Source organism: Pseudomonas sp. ArH3a, from assembly GCF_022648765.1.
GTDB lineage: Bacteria > Pseudomonadota > Gammaproteobacteria > Pseudomonadales > Pseudomonadaceae > Aquipseudomonas.
The window spans coordinates 5,907,047-5,932,500 of sequence record NZ_CP080330.1; the positions used below are offsets into that span (position 1 = coordinate 5,907,047).

General features: G+C 61.1%; 18 protein-coding genes and 2 rRNA genes (1 of these 20 cut by a window edge). 8 read left to right on the plus strand and 12 right to left on the minus strand.

Translation table 11 applies throughout. From position 1 onward, the window contains the following. The first annotated feature begins 47 nt into the window (after positions 1 to 47). From antA to K0P33_RS27155, 4 genes are all read left to right on the plus strand, one after another. Positions 48 to 1,439, plus strand: a complete 1,392-nt coding sequence (antA, locus tag K0P33_RS27140; RefSeq protein WP_242152507.1) for an anthranilate 1,2-dioxygenase large subunit — start codon at positions 48 to 50, stop codon at positions 1,437 to 1,439. Beyond that, positions 1,439 to 1,930, plus strand: coding sequence for an anthranilate 1,2-dioxygenase small subunit (antB, locus tag K0P33_RS27145; RefSeq protein WP_094951790.1), 492 nt, complete (start codon positions 1,439 to 1,441; stop codon positions 1,928 to 1,930). Before antA ends, antB begins: the two co-directional genes overlap by 1 nt. A 112-nt stretch (positions 1,931 to 2,042) precedes the next feature. Further along, complete coding sequence (gene antC, locus K0P33_RS27150; protein WP_094951791.1) at positions 2,043 to 3,050, plus strand: anthranilate 1,2-dioxygenase electron transfer component AntC; 1,008 nt, start codon at positions 2,043 to 2,045, stop codon at positions 3,048 to 3,050. 71 nt (positions 3,051 to 3,121) lie between these two features. Further along, complete coding sequence (locus K0P33_RS27155; RefSeq protein WP_094951792.1) at positions 3,122 to 4,525, plus strand: amino acid permease; 1,404 nt, start codon at positions 3,122 to 3,124, stop codon at positions 4,523 to 4,525. A 161-nt stretch (positions 4,526 to 4,686) separates the two neighbouring features. Here K0P33_RS27155 and kynA read toward each other — a convergent pair whose 3' ends face one another. Continuing rightward, complete coding sequence (gene kynA / locus K0P33_RS27160; protein ID WP_242152510.1) at positions 4,687 to 5,544, minus strand: tryptophan 2,3-dioxygenase; 858 nt, start codon at positions 5,542 to 5,544, stop codon at positions 4,687 to 4,689. Then, complete coding sequence (kynB, locus tag K0P33_RS27165; RefSeq protein WP_094951794.1) at positions 5,541 to 6,191, minus strand: arylformamidase; 651 nt, start codon at positions 6,189 to 6,191, stop codon at positions 5,541 to 5,543. The genes kynA and kynB overlap by 4 nt, the downstream gene beginning before the upstream one ends. A 386-nt stretch (positions 6,192 to 6,577) precedes the next feature. On the opposite strand from kynB, the gene K0P33_RS27170 reads away from it, so the two are divergent. Both K0P33_RS27170 and K0P33_RS27175 read left to right on the plus strand, forming a co-directional pair. Further along, entirely contained in the window at positions 6,578 to 6,922 is a 345-nt protein-coding gene (locus K0P33_RS27170) for a cupin domain-containing protein (protein ID WP_003194115.1), read from the plus strand. Positions 6,923 to 7,017: 95 nt separating this feature from the next. Then, the gene (locus tag K0P33_RS27175; protein ID WP_242152513.1) at positions 7,018 to 8,301 is read left to right on the plus strand and encodes an OprD family porin; all 1,284 of its coding nucleotides are present in this window, start codon (positions 7,018 to 7,020) and stop codon (positions 8,299 to 8,301) included. A gap of 57 nt (positions 8,302 to 8,358) precedes the next feature. Here the strand turns inward: K0P33_RS27175 and mmsB are convergent, their stop codons facing one another. Together mmsB and K0P33_RS27185 are read right to left on the minus strand one after the other, a co-directional pair. Further along, positions 8,359 to 9,246, minus strand: coding sequence for a 3-hydroxyisobutyrate dehydrogenase (mmsB, locus tag K0P33_RS27180; protein ID WP_094951796.1), 888 nt, complete (start codon positions 9,244 to 9,246; stop codon positions 8,359 to 8,361). Between the two features lie 15 nt (positions 9,247 to 9,261). Beyond that, a complete protein-coding gene (locus K0P33_RS27185) occupies positions 9,262 to 10,779 on the minus strand; it encodes a CoA-acylating methylmalonate-semialdehyde dehydrogenase (protein WP_094951797.1) in 1,518 nt (505 codons plus the stop codon). A 129-nt stretch (positions 10,780 to 10,908) separates the two neighbouring features. Between K0P33_RS27185 and K0P33_RS27190 the strand changes: the two genes are divergently transcribed. Together K0P33_RS27190 and K0P33_RS27195 are read left to right on the plus strand one after the other, a co-directional pair. Beyond that, the gene (locus K0P33_RS27190) at positions 10,909 to 11,856 is read left to right on the plus strand and encodes a LysR family transcriptional regulator (protein WP_094951798.1); all 948 of its coding nucleotides are present in this window, start codon (positions 10,909 to 10,911) and stop codon (positions 11,854 to 11,856) included. Positions 11,857 to 12,179: 323 nt separating this feature from the next. After that, the gene (locus K0P33_RS27195) at positions 12,180 to 12,470 is read left to right on the plus strand and encodes a DUF3077 domain-containing protein (protein WP_094951799.1); all 291 of its coding nucleotides are present in this window, start codon (positions 12,180 to 12,182) and stop codon (positions 12,468 to 12,470) included. A 318-nt stretch (positions 12,471 to 12,788) separates the two neighbouring features. Here the strand turns inward: K0P33_RS27195 and K0P33_RS27200 are convergent, their stop codons facing one another. The 8 genes from K0P33_RS27200 to K0P33_RS27235 form a co-directional block, all read right to left on the minus strand. Next, a complete protein-coding gene (locus K0P33_RS27200; RefSeq protein ID WP_094951800.1) occupies positions 12,789 to 13,280 on the minus strand; it encodes an OmpA family protein in 492 nt (163 codons plus the stop codon). 4 nt (positions 13,281 to 13,284) lie between these two features. Next, entirely contained in the window at positions 13,285 to 14,547 is a 1,263-nt protein-coding gene (locus K0P33_RS27205; protein WP_242152515.1) for a diguanylate cyclase, read from the minus strand. Beyond that, positions 14,544 to 15,110 carry a YfiR family protein gene (locus K0P33_RS27210; protein ID WP_242152518.1) on the minus strand — a complete coding sequence of 189 codons (567 nt, stop codon included), beginning with the start codon at positions 15,108 to 15,110 and terminating at the stop codon, positions 14,544 to 14,546. Before K0P33_RS27210 ends, K0P33_RS27205 begins: the two co-directional genes overlap by 4 nt. A gap of 160 nt (positions 15,111 to 15,270) precedes the next feature. Next, a complete protein-coding gene (recD, locus tag K0P33_RS27215) occupies positions 15,271 to 17,337 on the minus strand; it encodes an exodeoxyribonuclease V subunit alpha (protein ID WP_242152522.1) in 2,067 nt (688 codons plus the stop codon). Beyond that, positions 17,334 to 21,005 (minus strand): exodeoxyribonuclease V subunit beta, encoded by a 3,672-nt coding sequence (gene recB, locus K0P33_RS27220; RefSeq protein WP_242152525.1) that lies wholly within the window; start codon positions 21,003 to 21,005, stop codon positions 17,334 to 17,336. The genes recD and recB overlap by 4 nt, the downstream gene beginning before the upstream one ends. Beyond that, entirely contained in the window at positions 21,002 to 24,454 is a 3,453-nt protein-coding gene (gene recC, locus K0P33_RS27225; RefSeq protein WP_242152529.1) for an exodeoxyribonuclease V subunit gamma, read from the minus strand. The genes recB and recC overlap by 4 nt, the downstream gene beginning before the upstream one ends. Positions 24,455 to 24,626: 172 nt before the next feature. Then, positions 24,627 to 24,742 (minus strand): 5S ribosomal RNA (gene rrf, locus K0P33_RS27230). A gap of 170 nt (positions 24,743 to 24,912) precedes the next feature. Next, a 23S ribosomal RNA gene (locus K0P33_RS27235) occupies positions 24,913 to 25,454 on the minus strand; it runs 2,350 nt beyond the window's last position.

A 25,454-nucleotide genomic window follows, 5' to 3' on the forward strand; every position in this document is an offset into this window, starting at 1 on the left:
TGCCTTTAATGAACCACCGATTAGCCCCTATCAAAAAGGTGCCTCCCATGAGTGGTGCAAGAAGCGTCGAGCAGTGGAAAGCGTTTATCGAAAGCTGCCTGGATTTTCGCCCGGCCGATGAAGTGTTCCGCATCGCCCGGGACATGTTCACCGAGCCGGAACTGTTCGACCTGGAGATGGAACTGATCTTCGAAAAGAACTGGATCTACGCCTGCCACGAAAGCGAGCTGGCCCATAACCACGACTTCGTGACGATGCGCGCCGGGCGCCAGCCGATGATCATCACCCGCGATGGCGAAGGCCAGCTGAACGCGCTGATCAACGCCTGCCAGCATCGCGGCACCACGCTCACGCGGGTCGGCAAGGGCAACCAATCGACCTTCACCTGCCCGTTCCACGCCTGGTGCTACAAGAGCGACGGCCGGCTGGTGAAGGTCAAGGCGCCGGGCGAATACCCGGAAAGTTTCGACAAAGCCACCCGCGGTCTGAAAAAGGCACGCATCGAAAGCTACAAGGGCTTTGTGTTTATCAGCCTGGACGTGAACGGCACAAACAGCCTGGAAGACTTCCTCGGCGACGCCACAGTGTTCTTCGACATGATGGTCGCGCAGTCCGCCACCGGCGAGCTGGAAGTGCTGCCGGGTAAATCCGCCTACACCTACGACGGCAACTGGAAGCTGCAAAACGAAAACGGCCTGGACGGTTATCACGTCAGCACCGTGCACTACAACTACGTGGCCACGGTGCAGCATCGCCAACAGGTGAACACCGAAAACGGCACGGGTTCAGGCACCACACTGGACTACAGCAAGCTCGGCGCGGGCGATGCGAACACCGATGACGGCTGGTTCGCCTTCAACAACGGCCACAGCCTGTTGTTCAGCGACATGCCCAACCCCACCGTGCGTTCCGGCTACGCCACCATCATGCCGCGCCTGGTGGAAGAGCACGGCCAGCAGAAGGCCGAGTGGATGATGCACCGCCTGCGCAACCTGAATATCTACCCAAGCCTGTTCTTCCTCGACCAGATCAGCTCGCAGCTGCGGATTATTCGCCCGGTGGCGTGGAACAAGACCGAGATCATCAGCCAGTGCCTGGGCGTGAAAAACGAATCTGACGCCGACCGCGAAAACCGTATCCGCCAGTTCGAGGACTTCTTCAACGTGTCCGGCATGGGCACACCCGATGACCTGGTGGAGTTTCGCGAAGCCCAACGCGGCTTCCAGGGCCGCCTGGAGCGCTGGAGTGATATCTCACGCGGCAGCCACCGCTGGGAAACCGGCCCGACGCCGAACAGCGAAGCAATCGGCATCCAACCGGCGATGACCGGCACCGAGTTCACCCACGAAGGCCTGTACGTGAACCAGCACCGCAATTGGCAGCAGTTCCTGCTCAAGGGCCTGGACCAACAAGCGCTGACACTGCGGGAGGTGAAGTGATGAATGCGCAATTGCAGTACCAGATCGAGCAGTTCTTCTACCGTAAATCCGAGCTGTGCGACGCTCAGGACTGGGACGCCTACGTGCAGTTGTTCGACCCGCAAAGTGAGTTCCACCTGCCGCAGTGGGACTCGGAACACGTCTACACCCGCGACCCCAAGCGCGAGATGTCGCTGATCTATTACGCCAACCGTTCGGGGCTGGAAGACCGCGTGTTCCGACTGCGCACCGGCAAGGCGGCGTCGGCCACACCAATGCCGCGCACGTTGCACCTGATCAATAATGTGCGGATTGCCGAGCAACCGGGTGGGTTACTGGACGTGAAGCTGAACTGGCACACGCTGTTCTATCGGCTGGCCATGTCGGAGCAGTTCTATGGCAGCGCCACCTACAGCCTCAAACCCCATGGCGACAGCTGGTTGATCACCCGCAAACACGCCTTGCTGCTCAACGACACCATCAACTCGGTGCTGGATTTTTATCACCTGTAGCAGCGAACTTTTGTGGCGAGCATCGCCCTGTGGCAAGCGGGCTTGTTGTGGAAAGCGGGCAAGCCTCCTCGCCACAGGGTGTGCGCAGCCACAAATACGCGGAGAACAACAAATGAATCACAAAGTGGCCTTCAGCTTTGCCGATGGCAAAACCCTATTTTTCCCGGTGGGCGCCCACGAAATCCTGTTGGACGCTGCGCTGCGCAACGGCATCAAGATCCCCCTGGATTGCCGCGAAGGCGTGTGCGGCACCTGCCAGGGGCGTTGCGAGTCCGGCGATTACAGCCAGGATTATGTCGACGAAGAAGCCCTCTCCAGCCTCGACCTGCAGCAACGCAAGATGCTCAGTTGCCAGACTAGGGTGAAGTCCGACGCAACGTTTTACTTCGATTTTGATTCGAGCTTGTGCAATGCGCCGGGGCCAGTGCAAGTGCGCGGCACGGTGAGCGAAGTGCAGCAGGTCTCGGCCAGCACGGCCATTTTGCAGGTGCAAATGGAGGCGCCGCTGGACTTCCTGCCAGGCCAATACGCCCGCCTATCGGTTCCCGGCACCGACAGTTGGCGCTCCTACTCCTTCGCCAACCGCCCGGGCAATCAATTGCAGTTTCTGGTGCGCCTGCTGCCCGATGGCGTCATGAGCAACTACCTGCGCGAGCGTTGCCAGGTCGGTGACGAAGTGCTGATGGAGGCGCCATTGGGTGCTTTCTACCTGCGCCATGTCACCCAACCGCTGGTGCTGGTGGCAGGCGGCACCGGGTTGTCGGCGTTACTGGGCATGCTCGATGAACTGGCGGCCAACGGTTGCGAGCAGCCGGTGCACCTGTACTACGGCGTTCGCGGGGCCGAAGACTTATGCGAAGCGGCGCGCATCCACGCCTACGCTGCAAAAATCCCGAATTTTCGCTACACCGAAGTACTGAGCGACCCATCACCTGCGTGGACCGGCAAGCGCGGCTACCTCACCGAACATTTCGACCTGGCCGAATTGCGGGACAGATCGGCAGATATGTACGTGTGCGGCCCCCCGCCGATGGTCGAATCCATCCAACAATGGCTGGCGGATCAGGCACTTGATGGCGTTCAGCTGTATTACGAAAAGTTTACGCAGAGTAATATCTGACCCCTCAGCAGTTCTGAGGGGCGGTGCGGCGTGCAATCAACCCTGAGAAAAACAAGTAGAAGGGAATGTTAATGGCGGATGACATGGTTAACCCGGTAGGCCTCAAGCGTGGCCTGAAGAACCGGCATATTCAGCTGATTGCCTTGGGAGGGGCGATTGGCACGGGGTTGTTCCTCGGCTCGGCCGGGGTGCTTAAGTCGGCGGGGCCGTCGATGATCCTGGGTTACGCGATTGCGGGGTTCATCGCGTTCCTGATCATGCGCCAGCTCGGCGAGATGATCGTCGAAGAACCGGTAGCCGGCTCCTTCAGCCACTTCGCGCACAAATACTGGGGCGGTTACGCGGGCTTCCTGGCCGGCTGGAACTACTGGGTCCTCTACGTGCTGGTGGGCATGGCCGAACTGACGGCCGTGGGCAAATACATTCAGTTTTGGTGGCCGGAGATCCCGACCTGGGTCAGCGCACTGGTGTTCTTTGTCGCGGTGAACCTGATCAACACCCTCAACGTGAAGTTCTTCGGTGAAGCCGAGTTCTGGTTTGCGATCATCAAGGTGGTGGCGATTGTCGGCATGATCGTGCTCGGCTGCTACCTGCTGTTCAGCGGCACCGGCGGCCCGCAAGCCTCGGTGAGCAACCTGTGGAGCCACGGCGGGTTCTTCCCGAATGGCGGCATGGGGCTGTTGATGTCGATGGCCTTCATCATGTTCTCGTTTGGTGGCCTGGAGCTGGTGGGCATCACTGCCGCCGAGGCCAGCGAGCCGCGCAAAGTGATCCCCAAAGCGATCAACCAGGTGGTCTACCGGATTCTGATTTTCTACGTCGGCGCCCTGACCGTGCTGCTGTCGCTGTACCCGTGGGACCAACTGCTGCAAACCCTCGGCGCCTCGGGCGATGCCTACAGCGGCAGCCCGTTTGTGCAGATTTTCTCGCTGATCGGTAACGACACCGCCGCACACATCCTCAACTTCGTGGTGCTGACCGCAGCGTTGTCGGTGTACAACAGCGGCGTGTACTGCAACAGCCGCATGCTGTTCGGCCTGGCCGAGCAAGGCGATGCGCCCAAAGCGCTGATGAAGCTGAACAAGCAAGGCGTACCGCTGCGCGCCCTGGCGATTTCGGCGCTGGTGACGATGCTGTGCGTGGTGGTCAACTACGTCGCACCGCACAGCGCGCTGGAGCTGCTGTTCGCACTGGTGGTTGCCTCGCTGATGATCAACTGGGCGCTGATCAGCCTCACCCACATCAAGTTCCGCAAAGCCATGGGCGAGCAAGGCGTGGTGCCGTCGTTCAAGACCTTCTGGTTCCCGTTCAGCAACTACCTGTGCCTGGCGTTCATGGTGATGATCATCAGCGTGATGCTGGCGATTCCGGGCATTCGTGAGTCGGTGTATGCGATGCCGATTTGGGTGGGGGTTATCTATGTGGCGTATCGGTTGCGGATCAGAAAGGGTAACGCTGTAGTGAATGCACAGTGATCCCTGTGGGAGCCGGGCTTGCCCGCGATAGCGGTGTGTCAGCCACTGGAGGTGGTGACTGATACACCGCCATCGCAGGCAAGCCAGCTCCCACATTGTGAAGCGCCATTCCCACGCAGAGCGTGGGAACGATCAGCCCCGGGATTCCGGGGCTTTTTTGTTTAGAGCGTGGAACGCACTCGCCACAGCTCGGGGAACAGCACGGTGTCGAGCATCTTGCGCAGGTAACCCACGCCCTCGGTGCCGCCCGTACCCGGCTGGAAGCCGATAATCCGCTCCACCGTGGTCACATGCCGGAAGCGCCATTGGCGGAACGAATCCTCCAAATCAATAAACTTCTCGGCCAACTGATACAAATCCCAATACCGGCTCGGGTCGCGATACACCTCACGCCAGGCCGCTTCCACGGACTCATCGTGAACCGTGGCCGCCGTCGGGTCGCGCTCGGCGCGTTTGGGGTCAATCGCCAAACCCGCCTTGGCCATCAAATTAACCGCCTCGTCATACAGCGACGGTGTGGCAATCGCCACCTGCAACTCCTGCAACAACTCAGGCCGGTGCGCATGCGGGCGCAACAGCGCTGCGCTCTTGTTGCCGAGAATAAATTCGATCTCGCGGTACTGGAACGACTGAAACCCCGACGACTGCCCCAGGAACGGGCGGATCGCCTTGTATTCCGACGGCGTCATGGTCGCCAGCACCGCCCAGGCGTGCACCAGTTGATCGAAGATACGCGACACCCGCGCCAGCATCTTAAACGCCGGCGACAGCTCACCCAGGCGCACGTGTTCGCGGGCGGCCTTGAGTTCGTGGAGCATCAGTTTCATCCACAGCTCGGAGGTCTGGTGCTGGATGATGAAGAGCATTTCGTTGTGGTCCGGCGACAACGGATGCTGGGCGCTGAGGACTTTGCCCAGGTCCAGGTAATCGCCGTAGCTCATCGACTCGGAAAAATTCAGCTCGGCGTTATGCCATTCTTCCGACGGTTGGTAGTCAGCAGAGAAGGGACATTGGCTCATCGCGTAAGCTCCTTGAGCGGGCGAAGAATGGCGCGGACCGGGCTCGCGTCCAAGTTGGCAAAGCGCAGCGGCAGCGCGATCAGTTCATAGTCGCCCTCCGGTACGTCATCGAGCACGATGCCTTCGAGAATCGCCATGCCGTGGCGGGCCACGGCGTTGTGGGAATCCATGGTCTTGGACTGTTGCGGGTCCAGCGAGGGCGTATCGATACCGATCAGGCGCACACCCAGGCTGGCGAGCAGCTCAATGGTTTGCGGCGCGATGGCGGTGAAGTTCGAATCCCATTCCGTCAGCGGCGCTTGTGGATAAGTCCGCAGCAGCACGCGCTCCGGCAGGTTATCCACACGCCCTTGCAGTTGATGCGGCTGCACCAGCGCGCCACTGCCCAGGCAATGCAACACCCGGCACGGGCCCATGTACACGTCCAGCGACACCTCACCAATCGGCGCGCCGTCCGCGCTGTAATGCAGCGGTGCATCCACATGGGCGCCGGTGTGCGGCGAGAAGGTCACGCGGCCCACATTCACCGGGCACTCGGGGCCAAACTGCCACACGCGCTCTTCCTGGAACGGCGTATCGCCCGGCCAAGTCGGGGTGGCCGTACTCAAGGGCGGGCTGATATCCCACCACGTTTTTATTGGGTTCATTTCAAGGCTCTCGGCTGTTACCTGGGTGAATGATACGAGGGCCAGCCGTGCATTTTCTTGCTTATTCCAGCGCCAGGCGGGAATTCTTTCGCACATACTGCGAGGAAGTGGGGGATTGACGCACAAATCTAGCGCCCGGCCGCAATCGTTCAAACAACTCAAATCCTTGTGGGAGCCGGGCTTGCCCGCGATGGCGCCGTGTCAGGCGATGAGAGGCAAGCTGTGGCGCCGTCATCGCGGGCAAGCCCGGCTCCCACAGGGTTCTAGGGGGCATGATGAATCACTGTGCGGTTGCGCTTCTGAGCATCCCGATGTCGAGTTCAGACCACTGACACAACGCCCAAGGCCTTAGGGTGCATCTTTGCATTCACTGCCTCGGAGCCATCATGTCCAAGCCCATCACCGTATTGCGCGACACCCACCCACTGCCGGTCCTGGATGCCTGCAAATGGGAAAAACTCGAAGGCGACCCGCACACCGTCAACCTCAACGCCTACACCAGCGAAGACGGCAGCAAGATCATGGGCACCTGGATTTGCACCCCGGGCAAGTGGTACGTGGAATACGTGAAGTGGGAATACTGCCACTTCCAGGAAGGCTACTGCGTGATCACCCCCGAAGGGATGGCGCCGATTCACTTGCGCGCTGGGGATATCTTTGTGGTGGAGCCCGGCATGAAAGGGACGTGGGAAGTGGTCGAGACGGTGCGTAAGTACTTTGTATTTGCCTGACACCTGGAGCGGAACACCCTACATAGAATCAGATAAATCCTGCCCTCCTTCAAACAAGTCTTAGACCGAGTTAGAAGGGTTTACAGCAACCTGCGATGAGCACCATCCCTCTCACGCAGGCTGCATCAATGAACCTAATAACCAAAGTATGCGCTTTAAACCTCAGCCTCTTTCTGACGCCCTACGCACTCGCTGACTTCATCAGCGACAGCACCGGCAAGCTTGAACTGAAAAACTTTTACTACAACCGCGACTACCGCGACCCCGAGGCCACACAGTCCAAGCGGGAAGAGTGGGCGCAAGGTTTCGCCTTGCAACTTGAATCGGGGTTTACCGAAGGCACCGTGGGCGTAGGCGTCGACGTGCTCGGCATGGCCGGGTTCAAACTCGACTCAAGTGCGAGCCGAACCCGGTCCGGCCTGCTGCCCGTGCGTGACTCCGGCAAAGCCGAAGACAGCTACGGCGAGGTCGGCGTTACGGCCAAACTCCGGGCGTCGCACAGCACGCTGAAAATCGGCACGCTGGTGATGCCACCACTCCCCTTCCTGGAAAAAAACATCGGGAGCTTGCACCCGCAACTCTTCAGAGGCGCCTACCTGCACTCGCAGGAAGTGCAAGACTTGAAGCTGGACTTGGGCAGAATCACCCAGGTCAATCAACCCAATTCCACCAACTACGAAGCATTGGGTGTCGGCACGGGCACACGCAAAAACATTGTTGTGCGTGGGAAGAATCAATCGGATGCATTCGACTTTGCCGGCGGCAGTTACGCGTTCAACAAACAAATCACTGGCAGTTATTACTACAGCGCGCTGGATAATCTCTACACCCAACACGCCGCCGCCCTTCAACACACTTATCCGGTGGCAGAGAACCAAAGCCTGAAAAGCGAACTGCGTTATGCGCGCTCCACCGATAACGGTAATACCAACATCGACAACACCGCGCTGGGCGCGCAGTTGAGTTATTCAATGGGTTCACATAAATGGACCGGCGCCTATCAAACCATGCAAGGCAACACGGGGTTTGCAGCCTTGAGGGGAAGCTTCTCCTCACTGGTAAACTTTTTCCAATACAGCGACTTCGCCAATAAAGACGAAAAGTCCTGGCAACTTCGCTACGACTACGACTTCGCGTCACTCGGCGTTCCCGGCCTCTCGCTGTTTACCCGCTATGCCTCGGGCAGCAACGTGGACCTAGGCCCTGGGCGTTCAGACGGTCGCGAGTGGGAACGGGATATCGACGTGACCTATGTGTTCCAGAACCCGACCCTGAAAAACGTAAAAGTGCGCGTGCGCAACGCCATGGTGCGTTCCAACTTTGAACGGGATATCGACGAAACCCGCCTGATCGTCAGCTACGAACGACCACTGTGGTAACGCTCGCCCTGCGCAAAAACCCGAGAGCCCGCGCAAGGCGGGCTCTCGGAAACGCCCCTACTTGGGTTTGCGATAGCTGTTGATGATCGCCGAGAAGTCCTTGCCGCCTTCCCCGCGCTGGCTCATCGATTGATACAACTGCTGGGCCACGGCACCGAGAATCACCGGTTGCTTGGCCTGGCGCGCCGCTTCGGTGGCCAGGCCCAGGTCCTTGAGCATCAGGTCGGCGCCAAAACCACCGGTGTAACCGCGCGAAGACGGCGCGGTTTCAATCACGCCCGGCCATGGGTTGTAGGTGTCGGAACTCCAGCAGCGCCCGGTGGAGCTGTTGATGATGCCGGCCAGCACTTGGGTGTCGATGCCCAGTGCATCGCCCAGGGCCATGGCTTCGCTGACGCCGACCATGCTGATGCCGAGCAGCAGGTTGTTGCAGATCTTGGCGATCTGGCCGGTGCCGATGTCGCCGCAATGCACAATGTTGCGGCCCATCTGCGCCAGCACCGGTTGCAGGGTGGCGAACAGTTCCAGGGGGGCGCCGACCATGAAGGTCAAAGTCCCTGCCTGGGCGCCGCCGGTGCCGCCGGAGACAGGCGCATCGGCCACCACCACACCTTGCTTGGCCGCGGCTGCGGACACATCGCGGATAGTTTGCGGGTCGATGGTGCTGCAATCCACGGCAGGTACGCCTTTGCCGATACCGGCCAAAACGCCGTCCTCATTCAGCCACACGCTACGCACATGGGCTGCGGCCGGCAGCATGGTAATCACCAGCTCGGCGTCTTTCGAGGCATCGCGTGGTGAGTCGCTGATGGTGCCGCCCAACTCGGCCAATTCTTTGAGCACGGTTTGGTTCAGGTCGAACAGGTTCAGCGCGTGCCCGGCCTTGATCAGGTTGCGGGCCATGGGCGCGCCCATGTTGCCCAAGCCGATAAATGCAATCTTCATGGTCGTCTCCCCAAATCAGCGCAGGTTGATGGTGGTGTTGACGCCATCATTGACCGTGTCGTCGTCGAACCAGCGGCTCGTCACGGTTTTGGTCTGGGTGTAGAACTGCACCACTTGCTTGCCGTACGGGCCCAGGTCGCCGAGCTTGGAACCACGCGAACCGGTGAAGCTGAAGAACGGCACCGGCACAGGGATCGGGATGTTGATGCCGACTTGGCCTACATCGATTTCGCTCTGGAACTTACGAGCCGCCGCACCGCTTTGGGTGAACAGGCCGGTGCCGTTGCCGAACGGGTTGGCGTTGACCAGCGCGATGGCCTCATCGAGGGTCGCAACCTCCAGCACCACCAGCACCGGGCCGAAGATTTCCTGGGTGTAAATCTGCATGTCAGTGGTCACGCCCGAGAACAGGGTCGGGCCAACAAAGTTGCCTTGCTCGAAGCCCGGCACCTTGATGTCGCGCCCGTCCAGCTCCAGCTTCGCGCCTTCTTTCACGCCGCTTTCGATCAGTTCCAGGATGCGCGTCTTGGCACGTTTGGAAATCACCGGGCCGACATCCGTACCGGCTTCACTGCCGGCATTCACTTTGAGCTTTTGCGCCAACGCCTTGAGGTCCGGCAGCCATTGCTTGGCCGCGCCCACCAGCACCACCACCGAGGTGGCCATGCAACGCTGGCCCGCCGCGCCGAAACCGGCACCGACCAGTGCATTCAACGTGTGTTCGCGATTGGCGTCCGGCAGCACCACGGCGTGGTTCTTGGCGCCCATCATCGACTGCACGCGCTTGCCGTGCTTACCGGCCAGGTCGTACACGTGAGTACCCACAGCAGTCGAACCGACGAAGGACACCGCCTTGATGTCTTTATGGGTGCACAGCGCATCCACCACATCTTTGCCGCCGTGTACGACGTTGAGCACGCCAGCCGGCACGCCAGCTTCCAGCGCCAGCTCTACCAGCAGCAGGGTCGACAGCGGGTCTTGCTCGGACGGCTTGAGGACGAAAGTGTTACCGCAGGCAATCGCCATCGGGAACATCCACAGTGGAATCATCGCCGGGAAGTTGAACGGCGTGATACCCGCGCACACGCCGATAGGCTGGCGCAGGGTGTAGGTGTCGACGCCACCGGCGACGTTTTCAGCGAATTCGCCCATCTGCAAGGTGCCGATAGAGCACGCGTGCTCGACCACTTCCAGGCCACGGAAAATATCGCCCTCGGCATCGGCAATGGTCTTACCCTGCTCGGCGCTGAGGACCACAGCGATGCGTTTGGAATGTTCACGGATCAAGGCTTGCAGCTTGAGCATGATGCGCATGCGCGCGCCGATCGGCGTCAGCTTCCAAGTCTGGAAGGCCTGATGGGCAGCGTCGATGGCCGCATTGACTTCATCGGCGGTAGCGAAAGGGACTTTGGCCAGCACTTGCTGGGTGGCCGGGTTGACGATGTCTTGCCAGTGGGTGGTCTTTGACTCGACCCATTCACCGTTGATCAGCAACTTGACCTGTTGCACGGAAATGTCGGCAGAAGCGTTCATGTGGTCTCCAATCTTGTAGTTATGCAGAGACAAGGCGCGTGAATCGCCTTGGGAATGAGGCGTTCGGACTGTTTTTGGAGTATAGATGTGCAAATCTCTAATAAGAACGCACATAAAAGCCGGTCCAATATGCAAAAAAACATCACATCACTGGGCTCCCTGAATTGGGATGACCTGAAGTTTTTCCTCGAAGTGGCCCGCACCCGCAAGGCCAGCGTCGCCGCTAAACGCCTGGCGGTGGACTACACCACCGTGTCGCGGCGTATCAGCTCGTTGGAAGTGTCGCTCGGCACGCTGCTGTTCGAAAAATCCCGGACCAGCGGTTTTGTGCTCACCCCCGAGGGCCAGCGTTTACTGGGTTACGCGGAGTCCATCGAAAGCACCTTGCACATGGCCTGCGAGCAAGTCTCCGGCTCCGGCGTGGCGCTGTCCGGCCATGTGCGCATGGGCTGCACCGAAGGCTTCGGCAGCTTTTTCGTCACCCCGCAGCTCAGCCACTTCGTCGACACCTACCCGGCCATCTCAGTCGACATCCTGCCCCTGCCCCACTTCATCAGCCTGTCCAAGCGCGAAGCCGACATCGTCATCGCCCTGGAACGCCCGGAACACGGGCCGTACGTGTGCTGCAAACTGTGCGACTACAAACTGCAGCTGTACGCGACCCAGGACTACCTCGACCAACACCCGCCCATCCAGCGCCCGGCGGACTTGGCTGAGCATCCGTTTATCAGCTATGTGGATGACTTGGCGTTCAGCTCGGAGCTGTTGTACCTGGCGAATGTGGTGCCCGGCGCCAGCGCGAGTTTGCGCAGTACCAGCGTGATAGCGCAGTACGTCGCGGCGCAGCAGGGCCGGTCGATGGCGATATTGCCGTGCTTTTTGGCGGCGCAGGATCCGCGGTTGTTGCCGGTGTTGGGGGAGGAGATTGCGATTACACGGCAGTTTTGGATGTACTGCCGGGAGGATTTGAGGAAGCTGAAGCGGATTACGTTGTTGTGGGACTACATCAGGGAAGTGACGGAGCAGAATCAGGGGCTGTTGATGGGGGAGACGCGGGAGATAAAATTCGCGGATTAAAGGGCCATCAACGACGATTCGCTTTAATTTGCAGGACGTTTCCTAGAGACTCTCTGCCCTATTGCGCCTTACCGTTTGGGTCACTAGCCTCCTGACTTCGCTGCTCATCAGCGATCGGGTTTAGCGACTCGGATTAGTTGGGATGTGATGCCAGAGTATTGCCAGGTCTACCTGTCTTTACCGTTTTATGGCGGCTGTACGCGGGAGACCTTCGGGTCTGCCGGGTTCCCAAATTTACCGGTTCGCTAACCCGTGTACAGCTGCCACCTCTTCATGTTTAGCGACATGCCGTGGTGACCCCTACTGCAAATTTGGGAAACATCATGTCAAAAATCGTCCCCGATCCACCGCTTTCCTCCATCACCACCCTCGGCATCGTCACCTTCGGCGATTACGGCGAAAACCAAAAACCCCTTTTCCGCGTCAACTCCGGCATGCCGATTGAGCAAGCCCTGGAACACGCCTCCACCCTGCTTTTTTACTCCAAGAAACTCGCCATGGAAGCCGCCATGGATGTGCGCGGCGAGCAATACGCATGGGCCGCGCATTACCTGTGTGAGATGGGCAAGGCCGTGGTGGATGACTTGACGCAGGCGATGACGCCCGCGAGCTAAACGCCAGATCGTTCCCACGCTCTGCGTGGGAATGCCGCCCCGGACGCTCTGCGTCTGCTGTTGAAGTCGTGACGCAGAGCGTCACAGGATGCATTCCCACGCGGGGCGTGGGAACGATCGGATATAAGTGTGGGAGCTGGCTTGCCTGCGATGGTGGTGGGTCAGTCAGCACATCGGCTACTGATACACCGCTATCGCAGGCAAGCCAGCTCCCACCTTGGATTGCATTGCAACATTTGAGATCGTTTAGATCGTTCCCACGCTCTGCGTGGGAATACCGCCTTGGACGCTCTGCGTCCGCTTCTAGCGGTGAGGCGCTTAGTCGGCGATCACCACAATCGACACGCGCCGATTCTCGGTGCGCCCCGCTACCGTGGTGTTCGGCGCCACCGGTTCGCTGCTGCCCAGACCGCGCAGTTGGATGTTTTCTTCTTTCATGCCCACACCGGTCAGCACTTTGCCCACGCTTTTGGCGCGGCGCAGGGACAGTTGCTGGTTGTAGCTCTCTTTGCCCGAGGCGTCAGTGTGGCCGTCTACGCGTACGCGGTCGATGCCGGCGCCGACCAGGGCTTTGCCGATGCGTTCGACGATGTCGGTGCTGGCTTTGTTGAGGCTTTCAACGTCGCTGCCGAACAGCACTTTGCCCGACAGGCCGAAGGCCCAGCCTTCGTCGGTGAGTTCGAAGCCTTGTTGTTTGAGGACTGCGACTTGGGCCGGGGTCAGGCCTTTGGGTGGGGGCGTCTGGCAGCCGCCGAGGGCAAGGAATGCCACCAGTAAGGTAATAAACATAAAACGTGCGGTCGAGAACAAGGGATCAACTCCTGTGGTTAACATTTGCGGCGGTGGGCTCCGATTCCGCCGTTTGCTGGCCGCCCTGGGATAATCGTTTGGCCTGGTACATCGCCGCATCGGCGGCATTAAGCAGGGTGCCGGGGGTGGCACCATGATCGGGATAAACGGCAATGCCGATACTGAGAGAGGTCAACACCTGGGTGTTGCCGGGCAGTGGGATCGGTTTGTCCATGCTGGCAATGATCTTGTCGGCGATGCGCTGCGCGTCTTCAACTTTGTGCAGCGGCGCCAGCAGCACCGCAAATTCATCGCCGCCCAAGCGCGCTACCAGATCATCTTCACGCAATTGCGCACGCACGCGCTCGGCGACGGCGACCAGCACGGCATCACCGGCGGCGTGGCCGAAGTTGTCGTTGATGTCTTTGAAGCGGTCGCTGTCGAGGAACAACACGGCGACCCGTTCGTTGACCTTGGCGGCGCTGCGCAGGGCGCGAATCAGCCGGCCTTCGAAAAACGCGCGATTGGGCAGGCCGGTCAGGCTGTCGTGGCTGGCCTGGTGGGCCAGGGTTTCATTCTCACTTTGCAGGTGGCTTTGCCAAGCTTCCATCTCGCCGAGCAAGGCATTGAAGTCGCTGCCCAGGCTGTCGAGTTCGGCGATCTGCGCCGGTGGCACGCGCCGGTCAAAGTCGCGCTCGCTACGGGCGGCGTGGGCCACGGCGGCGAGGCTTTGCAGCGGTTCGGTAATGCCCTGCAGCAAGCGGCGCGCCAGGTAGAGCGCCACCCAGGCGCTTAGGGCGGTGCAGATGAGGATCCCGGCCAGGCCGCTGAGCAGGAAGCGCAGCAGGCTGCCGCCATGGCCGACCAGGTGAATGCTGCCGACGGCTTGCCCTTGATGCAAAACCGGCTGGCTGATGGGCTGCTCGAGCAAGGTGTGCGCGACTGCCAGTTCAACCCGCGACAGCAGCCCGGTATCCGGCCGCACCCATTGCGCGAGCAACTTGCCGCTGTCATCAAAGACTTCAGCCTGGGCCACCTCTTCAGTCGACGCAATCAGGCTCAGGGCTTCGGTAGCCGCGGCGCTGTCGTCGAACACCACCGCCGCTTCCACGGTGTAGTTGATGGAACGCGCGATCAGGTGCAGGTTGTGCTCGGCATACACCCGCAGCGCCAGCACGCCGAGCAGGGTCAGGGACACGCTGGCCAAGGTCACGGCGACCAACGCCAGGATCAAATGCCCACGGCCAATGACCGAACGCAACGTCGGCCGCGCTTTCGGGTTACTCATGGCGTCGGCGCTCGACGACGGGACAGTTGCAACACGCTGGGGTGAATGCGCACGCCACTGCGGGCGACGGAGTCCAAGTTGACCTCAAACGACACCTGCGCATCGCCCACGCGCAGGCAGAACAGGCTGCCCACGGTGCATCGGTCGCCGCCTTCGCTGATGCTGAGCACCGGGTGGCCGATCAGCGACGCGAACAGCCGAGTGCGCTCATCGTCGGAGAGTTTGCCGATGTACACGGCGTCGCAAGCACTGAGGATGTCAGGATTGTCGGCCAGCAGGCGCTTCACCACTACCGGGCGCCCCGTGGCCTGAGTGGTGCCTTTGATCAGATCATCGGTGTATTGGGTGGGGCCGACGATGCACAGCCGCAGTTGTGCAGGCTCCACCGGCCAGCGCGCGTAACTGAGGATGCCGAGTACCACTTGGGTGACTGCCTGGGCACGGTGGTCTGCCGGGCTTGGCGTTTGCGCATTGGCAAACGGCGCGAGCAGGCACAGAACCGCCACCAGTAACATGCGTCTCCAGCTCAAACTACGCTCTGTGGGCGAGACAGCCACGGTCATTGCAGCAATTCTCTCAGGTGTTTTTTCAGGTTTTTTTTCAGGCTAATGCCGCAACGATAGCACAGCAACGGAAAACCCCGCGAAGAGCCGACTTCGCGAGATCCGCTATTTTTTCAGAAAAATCAGTCGACTGAATCAGAAATATTTCATGACCGATCAGTCAGTTTTTTTCAGCCGGCACGTCCAATTCCAGCATCAGCCCGCTCAAGCGCTTGACCTTGCGCCGTACGGCTTCCTCAAACACGCCACCACGCGGTTCGATCAAGCTGAACCAGCGCTTGGCGCGGGTGATGCCGGTGTAGATCAGTTCTTTGGTCAGCACCGGGTTCAGTGCATCCGGCAGGATCAGCGCGGTGTGGGTAAATTCCGAGCCCTGGGATTTGTGCACGGTCATGGCGTACACGGTTTCTACGTCATTCAGACGGCTGGGCAGTACAAAGCGCACGCCGCCCTGGCCATCGTTGCGTGGGAAGGCCACGCGCAGCACGTGGGGGCCGCCGTCGCTTTCGGGCAGCTTCAGGGCGATGCCGATGTCACCGTTCATCAAGCCCAGGCCGTAATCGTTGCGGGTCATCAGCACGGGGCGGCCTTCGTACCATTGGTCGTCGCCTTCGATCAGCCGCACTTTGCGCAAGGCGGCGGTGATGCGCAGGTTCAGCCCCTCCACGCCCCAGGGGCCTTTGCGCACGGCGCAGAGCAGTTGGAACGCGTCGAAGGCTTGCAGCAGTTGCTGGGCCCAGTGGGTCCAGGCCAAGTCTTCACGGGGTGTATCGAGGGCTGGGCGCGCGCTTTGCAGCAGGTTCAGGTAATAGCGATAACCCTGGGCTTCGTCGCCCTGCCCGTCCAGCACCAGGCGCTCAAGGGCATGGTCGTGCTCGCCCTTGAGGCTGAGGCAGAACAGGTCGTGGTGGCTGCGGGCGGCGAGCAGTTTGCGCGCCTCTTCGGCGTTTTGCTGGTTGACCCAGCGCGCCAGTTGGCCGATGCCGCTGCCTTCGCCGAAACGCCGCGAGTAGCGCAGCATCACCACTTGTTGGGCCAGTGGGTGGGTGGCGTCGAGGTCTTCGTGCAGGCCGCTGGCGCTGAGGTCTTCGCCGCTCACTGCTTGCAGCCATTGGCGCGTGTCGGGGCTGTACCAGCCGGCTTCGGCGTCGCGGCATAAGTCGCCGAGTACGGCGCCGGCTTCCACCGAGGCGAGTTGGTCCTTGTCGCCCAGCAACACTAAGCGTGCGTGAGGCGGCAAGGCGTCCAGCAGGTTGGCCATCATTTCCAGGTCGATCATCGAGGCTTCGTCCACCACCAGCACGTCCAGGGGCAATGGGTTGCCAATGTGGTGGCGGAAGTGCCGCGTGCCCGGGCGGCTGCCCAACAGGCGGTGAACAGTGGTGACCTGGGTCGGGATTTTTTCCCGCACGCTGCCCGGCACGTTCAGCGACAGCACTTGCTGGCTGATGGATTCGGTGAGGCGTGCGGCGGCTTTGCCGGTGGGCGCGGCCAAACGGATGCGCAACGGGCTGCCGGCTTCCACGGCGGGCGCCTGCAACAGCGCGAGCAGGCGCACCACAGTGGTGGTCTTGCCGGTGCCCGGGCCGCCGGTAACGATGCTGAAGGCACCGCGAGTGGCCAGGGCGCAGGCGAGTTTCTGCCAGTCGATCACGCCATCGGGCGGCGGCTGGTCGAACAGGCTGTTGAGGCGCTGCGGCAAATCAGCCGCGACGTTTTCCTGGGTGGCCAGGCGCAGGCGCAAAGCCGTGTCGATGCGCCGTTCGTAGGTCCAGTAGCGGCGCAAATACAGGCGTTTGCCGGACAGCACCAAGGGGCGGCTTTGCGCGGCGTCGCTGCCATCGACGGCCAGCGCGACCAATTGGCTCGAGGCCAACGCATGGCACCAATGGGCGCCGTCGAGGCCGTCGAGCAATTGCGACGGCAACACCATGGCGCCGGTTTGCAGGTCGCCTTCGGGTGGCAGCGACAAGGCGAAATCCGGCGCTTTGAGGGTTTCGAACAGGTCGAGGCACACGTGGCCATGGCCCAGTTGGTGGCTGGTTAATGCGGCAGCGAGCAAGACCAGCGGGTCGGCCTGCGGATCGAGTTCGTGCAGGAAGCCGACGAAGGCTTTGTCCAGCGCGCGCAGCCAGCCACGGTCAACCCAACGCGCCAGCAGTTGCACCAGGTCCGCGGCGCGGCTGAGGGGCACTAACGCCTCAAGCGGTAACGGCGACAGGCTCATAACAGCACTCCTTGTTCCCAGGCGGGCTCGACCTTGGGCGGTATGGGTTTGCCCTGGAACAACAGGTCCAAGCCTTCAATCAGTTCCCGGGGTGGCCGGGTGAAATAGGCGCCCTGGCTCACGGCTTGGGTGCCGCGCAGGAACAGGTACAGCGCACCGCCGACGTGGCGGTCATAGTCGTAATCCGGCAGGCGTGCCTTGAGTTGGCGGTGCAGGGCCAGTAGGTAAAGCACGTATTGCAGGTCGTACCGATGCTCGAGGATCGACTGTTCCATGGCGTCTAAGGTGTAGGCCGAATCGTCAGGGCCGAGCCAGTTGGATTTGTAGTCGGCCACGTAATAGCGGCCGTCGTGTTCGAAGGTCAGGTCGATAAAGCCTTTGAACATGCCGTTGAGCAGCACCGGTTCGGCGGCGACGCGGGACACTCCGTTGTGGGTGTATTGGCACACCAGCTTGTCGAGGGCGAGCACATCGACTTTGTGGCTGGCGAACCAGAACTCCATTTCAATCTGGTACTGCTGCAGGCTGCTCAGGGTGACGCGATCGTTATCCACAGGCAGCGGCGTTTGCAGCAGGTGGCCCAGCCAACCGCTGAGGGTGACGATCCAACCTTCCCAGTCGCGCCGATTACAGCGCGCGCCCACGGCTTTTGCGATGGCCTCGGGGGTGACGTTGAAACCCTCCTCTCCCGCCCATTCCAGCAGGCCGTGGAGGAAGGTGCCGGGGTTAGGTCCGCGTGGGAAACGGTGAATGTCGCCGCCGGACGCCGCCACTTCGCGCGGTGCATCAGGGTCGAGGCGCTCGTCGTCGAACAGCTTCTGGGCTTGTGGGCTTTCCGGCGCTTCGAGGGGCGCGGCGCTCATGCTGTCGCCAATGCGCAATGCACTGTAGGAGGCGATCCACCAGTTTTCAGCGGCCTTGCGCTTGGGCAGCAACGGCGCGAGCAAGATGGCTTCGTTGCGCGGCGGGTGGAACAGGCTGTCTTGCGCGTCGGGCACGGGGGCGTAGTGGATGGCGGCGCAGCCTTCTTGCAGGTCCAGCAACCAGCGCGCCAGTGCGGCGGACTCGCCCAACGATGCACCGGCGCCGAGCAAGTAACCCAGGGCTGACAGGTGCAGTACCGAGCTGCTGTTATTGCCGCGCTTGAGGTCGGCAATGCCGAGCCAGCACGCATGTTTGGCGCGTGTGAGGGCGACGTAGAACAAGCGCAGGTCTTCGGCCAGGCGCTCATCGTCGGCTTGGGCAATCAGCTCGGCGGTGGGCCGCAGGCTGACCTGGGATTTGCCGTGTTCGTCGTGGTAATGCAGCGGCAGACGGCTGCCATCCACCGGTTTGGCCGAGCAGATGAACGGCAGGAAGACCAAGTCGTATTCCAGGCCTTTGGACTTGTGGATGGTCACCACCTTGACCAGTTGCTCATCACTTTCCAGGCGCAGGATCTGCTCCTCACCGGCCTGGCCCGACAGCGCCAAGTGCTCAGCCAGATGGCGGATCAGCGCCTGTTCGCCGTCCAACTCCGACGCGGCCTGTTGCAGCAGCTCGCTGAGGTGCAACAGGTTGGTCAGCACACGTTCGCCGTCACTGCGGGCGATCAGGGTTTGCGGCAGTTTGAAATCGTGCAGCAGCCGCCGCAGCATCGGCAGCACGCCTTGGCTGCGCCAGATCGCGCGGTAGCCACGGAACTGCATCACGCGGGTTTCCCACGCCAATTCGTCCTGGTTCAGACGCTCCAGTTCCGGCAATGACAAGTTCAAGGTGACGCAGGCCAGCGCGGCGCGCAGTGGGCGCTCGACGTCCGGCTCGGCGCAGGCCTTGAGCCAGGCCAGCAGGTCGTGGGCTTCCTGGGCGGCGAAGACTGAGTCTTTGTCCGACAGGTACACACTGCGCAAGCCACGGGCGGCCAACTCGGCGCGCACGGCTTGGGCCTCCTTGCCGTCGCGCACGAGGATGGCGATGTCTGACGGCAGTACGCCTTTAAAGCTGTGTTCTTTTACGAAGCCGGCCGTGCCTTGCTGTCCGCCATTGAGCAACTCGACAATGTGCGTGGCGCAGGCAGCGGCCAGTTGTTGGCGATACACCGCGTTGGAAATCGGTTGATCGGTGGGCAGGTGCCAGAGGTGCATCGCCGGCAGCGTGTGGCCATCGACTTGCAGTTGCTCTTTGCGGCCTTGGGACAGCACCGAGTGGAATGGCACCGGGTTATCGCCATTCGGCTCGCGAAACAGGAATGCGCCACGGCCGGTTTCCGCGCGCTGGAACACGTGGTTCACCGCCTCGACCATCGCATGGCTGGAGCGGAAGTTGGTGCCCAAGGTGTGGTGGCGGCCGGTGGTGGACTGGCGAGCGCGCAGGTAGGTGTAGATGTCGGCGCCACGGAAGGCGTAGATCGCCTGCTTGGGGTCGCCGATCAGGAACAGGCCGCTGTCGAGGTGGTTTTCTTCGATGCGGTAGATGCTGTCGAAGATGCTGTATTGCACCGGGTCGGTGTCTTGGAATTCGTCGATCAGGGCGACCGGGAACTGCTCGCGGATCACACTGGCCAGGCGCTCGCCGCCATCTGTTTGCAGGGCGGCGTTGAGGCGGATCAGCATGTCGTCGAAGCCCATTTCGGCACGGCGGCGTTTTTCTTCTTCGAAGCGTTTACCTACCCAGCCGGCGGCGTGTTGCAACACGGCGGCGTCGGGGGTGGGCAACGCGTCGAGGCTGGCTTTGAGGTGGGCCATGGCGTCGATGCCGGGATGGCGCGGCGGCTCGCCCTTCCAGGCTTCGGCCATGCCGTCGGGCGTCAGGCGGGTGAAGCCGGTGCCGATGTCCAGTTGCTCAACGGTTTCGTCAGCGGCCCAGGCGCTGATCTTTTCGAACCAGGGCTCGAAGTAACGCGCTTGCATCTTGCGGCCATCGACGGCTTTGGCGGCCACGGCTTGCAGGCAGATGTCGCGCAGCTCGACGGCCCATTGTTGCCACGGCGCCTTGAGGGTGACCAGCGCTTGGCGGCGCTCTTGCAGGCAGGCGTTGATCAGCTCGGCGGGCTCGCGGCTTTCGTCGGTAGGCCGTTCGCTGCCGAACAGCGCACGCACGCGCGGCATCAGCGCGGCGGGGCCACTCCAATTTTTGCGTACCCAATTGAGCGCGTCGTCGTGCATCGGGTAGCAGAACAGCCGCCAGTAGTCGCGCAGCACTTCGCCGAGCAGGTCGCTGTGGTCGGTTTCCAGGGTTTGGGTGAACAGGCTGCCACTGTCGAACGCATGTTCGCGCAGCATGCGCTGGCACCAACTGTGGATGGTCGAGACGGCGGCCTCGTCCATCCATTGGGCGGCGATGTCCAGGCGATTGGCGCAGGCTGGCCATTGCTCGGGTGGGTATTCGTCGCGCAGGTCGGCGATCAGGGTGTCCGGTTGCTCGATTTCTTCGCGGAAGAAGCGCGCGGCCTCGGCCAGACGAATGCGGATGCGTTCGCGCAGCTCTTTGGTGGCGGCGTCGGTGAAGGTCACCACCAGGATTTGCGGCGGCAACAGTTCGCGGCCGAAGCCAGACTCATCACCACCGTGGCCCAGCACCAGGCGCAGATACAGGGCGGAAATGGTGAAGGTCTTGCCGGTGCCGGCGCTGGCTTCAATCAGCTGGCTGCCTTTGAGCGGGAAGGCCAGAGCCAAAGGTTTAGTGATCATGCGCTGGCCTCCTCACTGCTGAGCGATCGCCAGGGGGCGTTGATCAACGGGCGATACAGGGTTTCGGCCCAGCCTTCGAATTCTTCACTGGCGATGAGCGTGGCGTAGTCGGGGAACTGGCGGGTGAGCGCCGGGGTTTCGCGGCGTTCGCCGTCGGTGGTCAGGCCGTCGCCTTCGTAAGCTTTACTGGCGGCGGCCTGGGCCTTGGCGGGGTCGGTTTGGCCAAGCCAAGCGAAGGCGGTTTTGACGGCAACCGGGAGTGGTTTGCGCATGCCGGTGTGCCAGGCCAGCAGCAGGTTGCCGAGGATTTCCTGGGCAGCGAACTTTTCCAGCGGGGCCAGGAGCAAGGTGTCGTCACTGGCGACCAACCCGGTGCTGAGCGGCAGGCCGCAGGCACAGGCGACCACGTGATTGACCCACGGGCGGATAAGGCGATGCCACTTGCGCGTCTTGATTGAGCCGATGCTGTTGGGGATGGTGGTCACACTTAGCAATCCGCCATCACCGCGCCGATGCAGGCCGCTGATCCAGCCTTCCAGCTGGAGGCCTTGATGCTCAAAACTGATCGGTTCGGCGGTTGTTTGTGGCGTGGGCCAGAGCGCCAATAAGTGTTGGTAGCGCTGCAGCAGATCGGGCAGAGGCTCGATCAGTTCGTTACGCAGGCATTCGCCAAAACCGACCATCGGCAACAAGCCGCTGCCTTGCAGGCGCAGTGCTTGGGCGTTGAGCGCTCGATCCACGTGGTCGGGCTGGGTCAGTGCGGCGTTCAGCAGGCTGTCGCTGAGGCTGTAGCGTTGCAGCGCGTCGAGCACGAAGGGTTCTTCATCGGCCAGCGGCACTTCGGCGGCTTCGAAGAACACTTTCAGACGCTGGCTGAAGAAGTGTTTGACCGGGTTGCGCAGGAAGTCCTGCAACTGGCCGAGGCTCAAGGGTTCTTCTTGTTGGTGTTGCGCCAGTTCGTCTTCTTTTAAGAGAGCGTCGGGTGCTTCGTGGAGCAACTGCCACTCGCGTGCGTAGCTGAACAGCGGATCGCCTGCATGGAAGTAGCGGGCACTGAACGGTTGAAGCGGGTGTTCCTGGGTCATCGCATCCAGCAGCGGTTGTTCTGTGTGTGCGTTATGCCAGCCACTGGCGATATGGTCGCGTAGTTGGCCGATCAGTACCGAGGCCGGACGCTCGCTGTTGTCGCGGATGCTGCGGCCTACCCAACTGATGTAGAGCTGGTCGCGGGCGGACAGCAGGGCTTCGAGCAGCAAGTAGCGGTCGTCTTCGCGGCGGGAACGGTCGCCGGGGCGGTAGTCGCTGCCCATCAGGTCGAAGTCCAGCGGCGGTTGCGCGCGCGGGTAGTCGCCGTCGTTCATGCCGAGCAGGCAGACGAGTTTGAACGGGATGGCGCGCATGGGCATCAGGGTGCAGAAATTGACAGCTCCAGCGAGAAAACGCTGGGACAGCCGGCCTTGGTCCAAGCCGGCCAGCCAGGCTTCACGAACTACGGTGAGCGGTAACTCATCTTGTAGGCCGACGGACTCACAGGTTTCCAGCCAGTCTTCTCTGAGCTGTTCGAGTTGGCCCAGCAGGTAGTCGTCGTGTTCGCTGCTGGGCAGGAAGAACAGTTGCATCAGGCGTTGCAGGCGCTCGCCCCATGCTTGAGGGGCTGCCGGTTGGGACAGGGCTTGATGGGCGTCGTTTAGCGCATCGAGCAACGAGACCAGGGGGCCGATGAGGGCCGCGTCAAGGCCGCCGATTTCGTCGTAGGGTTCAATGCCGTCGCAGGCGACACCGGTGCCGACGGCGTAACCCAGCAGCATGCGGCGCAGGCCGAACCGCCAGCTGTTTTGTTCCAGCTCATGGGGAAGGCCGAGGCCGGCGCGTTGTTCGGCATTAAGGCCCCAACGGATGCCTGCGCCTTCGATCCAGCGGTGCAGCGTAGGCAGATCGCGTTCCTTGATGGCGAAACGTTCGCGCAGGGCGGGGACGTCGAGCAGGTCGAGGATTTCGCTGACGGGGAAGCGGCTGTCGGGGAGTTTGAGCAGGTGTTCGACGGCGATCAGCAGAGGGTCGCGGCCGCGCTGGCCTTGGTCGGTGAGAGTGAACGGGATAAAGCGTGGGTCGCTTCGCTCAAGCTGGCCAAACACGGCGCGAATGTGCGGCGCGTAGCTGTCGACGTCGGGGACCATGACGATGATGTCGCGCGGGCGCAGCGTGGGATCGGCGCTGAAGCGCTGGAGTAATTGGTCGTGGAGAATTTCCACTTCGCGTTGGGCGCTGTGGGCGATATGGAAGCGGATGGAGCTGTCGTTATTGAGGTCGACGCCCGGCCACAGCTCGCGTGTTTCGTTGAGTGGGCGCAGTTCGAGAATGTCGTCCTGCAACTGATTGAGCAGCGTAGTGGGCTCGCTTTCGCTGAACAGGTCGATGCGGCCGTCGCGGAAGGCGGCGCGGTAGCTGTTGGGGTCGTCGTAACTGTCCAGCAGGCTGATGTAATCACGGCCCTGTTTGCCCCAGGCGGCGAGCAACGGGTGTGCGTGCTGGTGCAGGGTTTGTGGGTCGATGACGACCGGCATGCCAGCCTTGCGCGCTTGGCGTTTGTATTCGTTACGCAGCAGGTCTTTGTCGGCGACGATGTCGGACCAATGGTGGCGGCAAGGGTTGTGCACACAGAGCAAGACTTGGCTGAACCTTGCTAAGCCGGCGAGGGCTTCCAGGGCTTGCGCGGGCAGTGACGAAATGCCGAAAACGATCACTCGGGACGGCAAGCCTGGCGGGGCTTTCTCCAGGGTATTGATGCGTTCGATGAAGCGCTGGTGAACACCGGCGCGGCTTTCGGCCATGCCCTCTTCACCTACGTCCAACAGCAGTGCACGCCATAGTTCTGCCTGCCAGCAGTTCGCGGGGTTAAGGGGTTTTGATTCACCTCGACCATTGCGCAGTTGGTGGCGGCCGGCGGCCCAGTCTTCTAGCCAGTCAGCGCGATAGACCTGGTATTGGTCGAACAAGTCGGCCAGACGTTCGGCGAGTTGATAGCGTTTGCGTAGGTCAGTGTCGTGGGTGAGGAAGCGCTGCAGGGGCTCGAAATGCGGTTGGTCGATGAGCTCCGGGAGCAGGCGCATCAGGCGCCAGGTCAGTGGGGCTTTATCGAGCAGGGACTTGGGTGGGATCTCGTCTTTGCCCAGGACCATGCGATAGAGCTGCCACATGAAACTGCCGGGGAGCTGCACATCGATGGCCGCAGCAATGCCGCAGCCGCCCGTGTCACCCTCTTCCGGGTCTTCGGCCAGGGCTAGTTTCAGCCATTGGGCGATGCCGTTGCTTTGCACCAGGGCGATTTCGTTTTCCAGGGGAGCGAGCGGATAACGGCGCATCCAGCTGACTACCAGGCTGCGCAGTTCGTCCAGGCGGTTGCCGTGAACCACCATGAATCCAGCGCTGAGGGACGTCGCATCCGGCATAACGGCTTCCTTGGGAAAAGCAAAATCGAGGCATGGACTTTAGCATTGAAGGCGACCGCAAGCTGCAAACGAGGCGGGCCGCATTAAGCGATGGTCCATAGGTTGCTACAGTTTTCGACCGCCCAAAACAAAACCCCTGTTTGCGTTAGCAAACAGGGGTTCTGGAATTTAATCTTGACGATGACCTACTCTCACATGGGGAAACCCCACACTACCATCGGCGATGCATCGTTTCACTGCTGAGTTCGGGATGGGATCAGGTGGTTCCAATGCTCTATGGTCGTCAAGAAATTCGGGTACTGAGTCGTGACCTTATGGCCTCGCTTCAGCAAATTGGGTATGTGATAGCTTTCGGTGTTTTGTGAGATCGAACTTTCGGTTCTATCGTCTTCACACACCGCAATCTGATGCTTCTACTTGTTTCCAAGTCCGAAGTAGTCAAATTGCTTGGGTGTTATATGGTCAAGCCTCACGGGCAATTAGTATTGGTTAGCTCAACGCCTCACAGCGCTTACACACCCAACCTATCAACGTCGTAGTCTTCGACGGCCCTTCAGGGGACTCAAGGTCCCAGTGAGATCTCATCTTGAGGCTAGTTTCCCGCTTAGATGCTTTCAGCGGTTATCTATTCCGAACATAGCTACCCGGCAATGCCACTGGCGTGACAACCGGAACACCAGAGGTTCGTCCACTCCGGTCCTCTCGTACTAGGAGCAGCCCCTCTCAAATCTCAAACGTCCACGGCAGATAGGGACCGAACTGTCTCACGACGTTCTAAACCCAGCTCGCGTACCACTTTAAATGGCGAACAGCCATACCCTTGGGACCGGCTTCAGCCCCAGGATGTGATGAGCCGACATCGAGGTGCCAAACACCGCCGTCGATATGAACTCTTGGGCGGTATCAGCCTGTTATCCCCGGAGTACCTTTTATCCGTTGAGCGATGGCCCTTCCATACAGAACCACCGGATCACTAAGACCTACTTTCGTACCTGCTCGA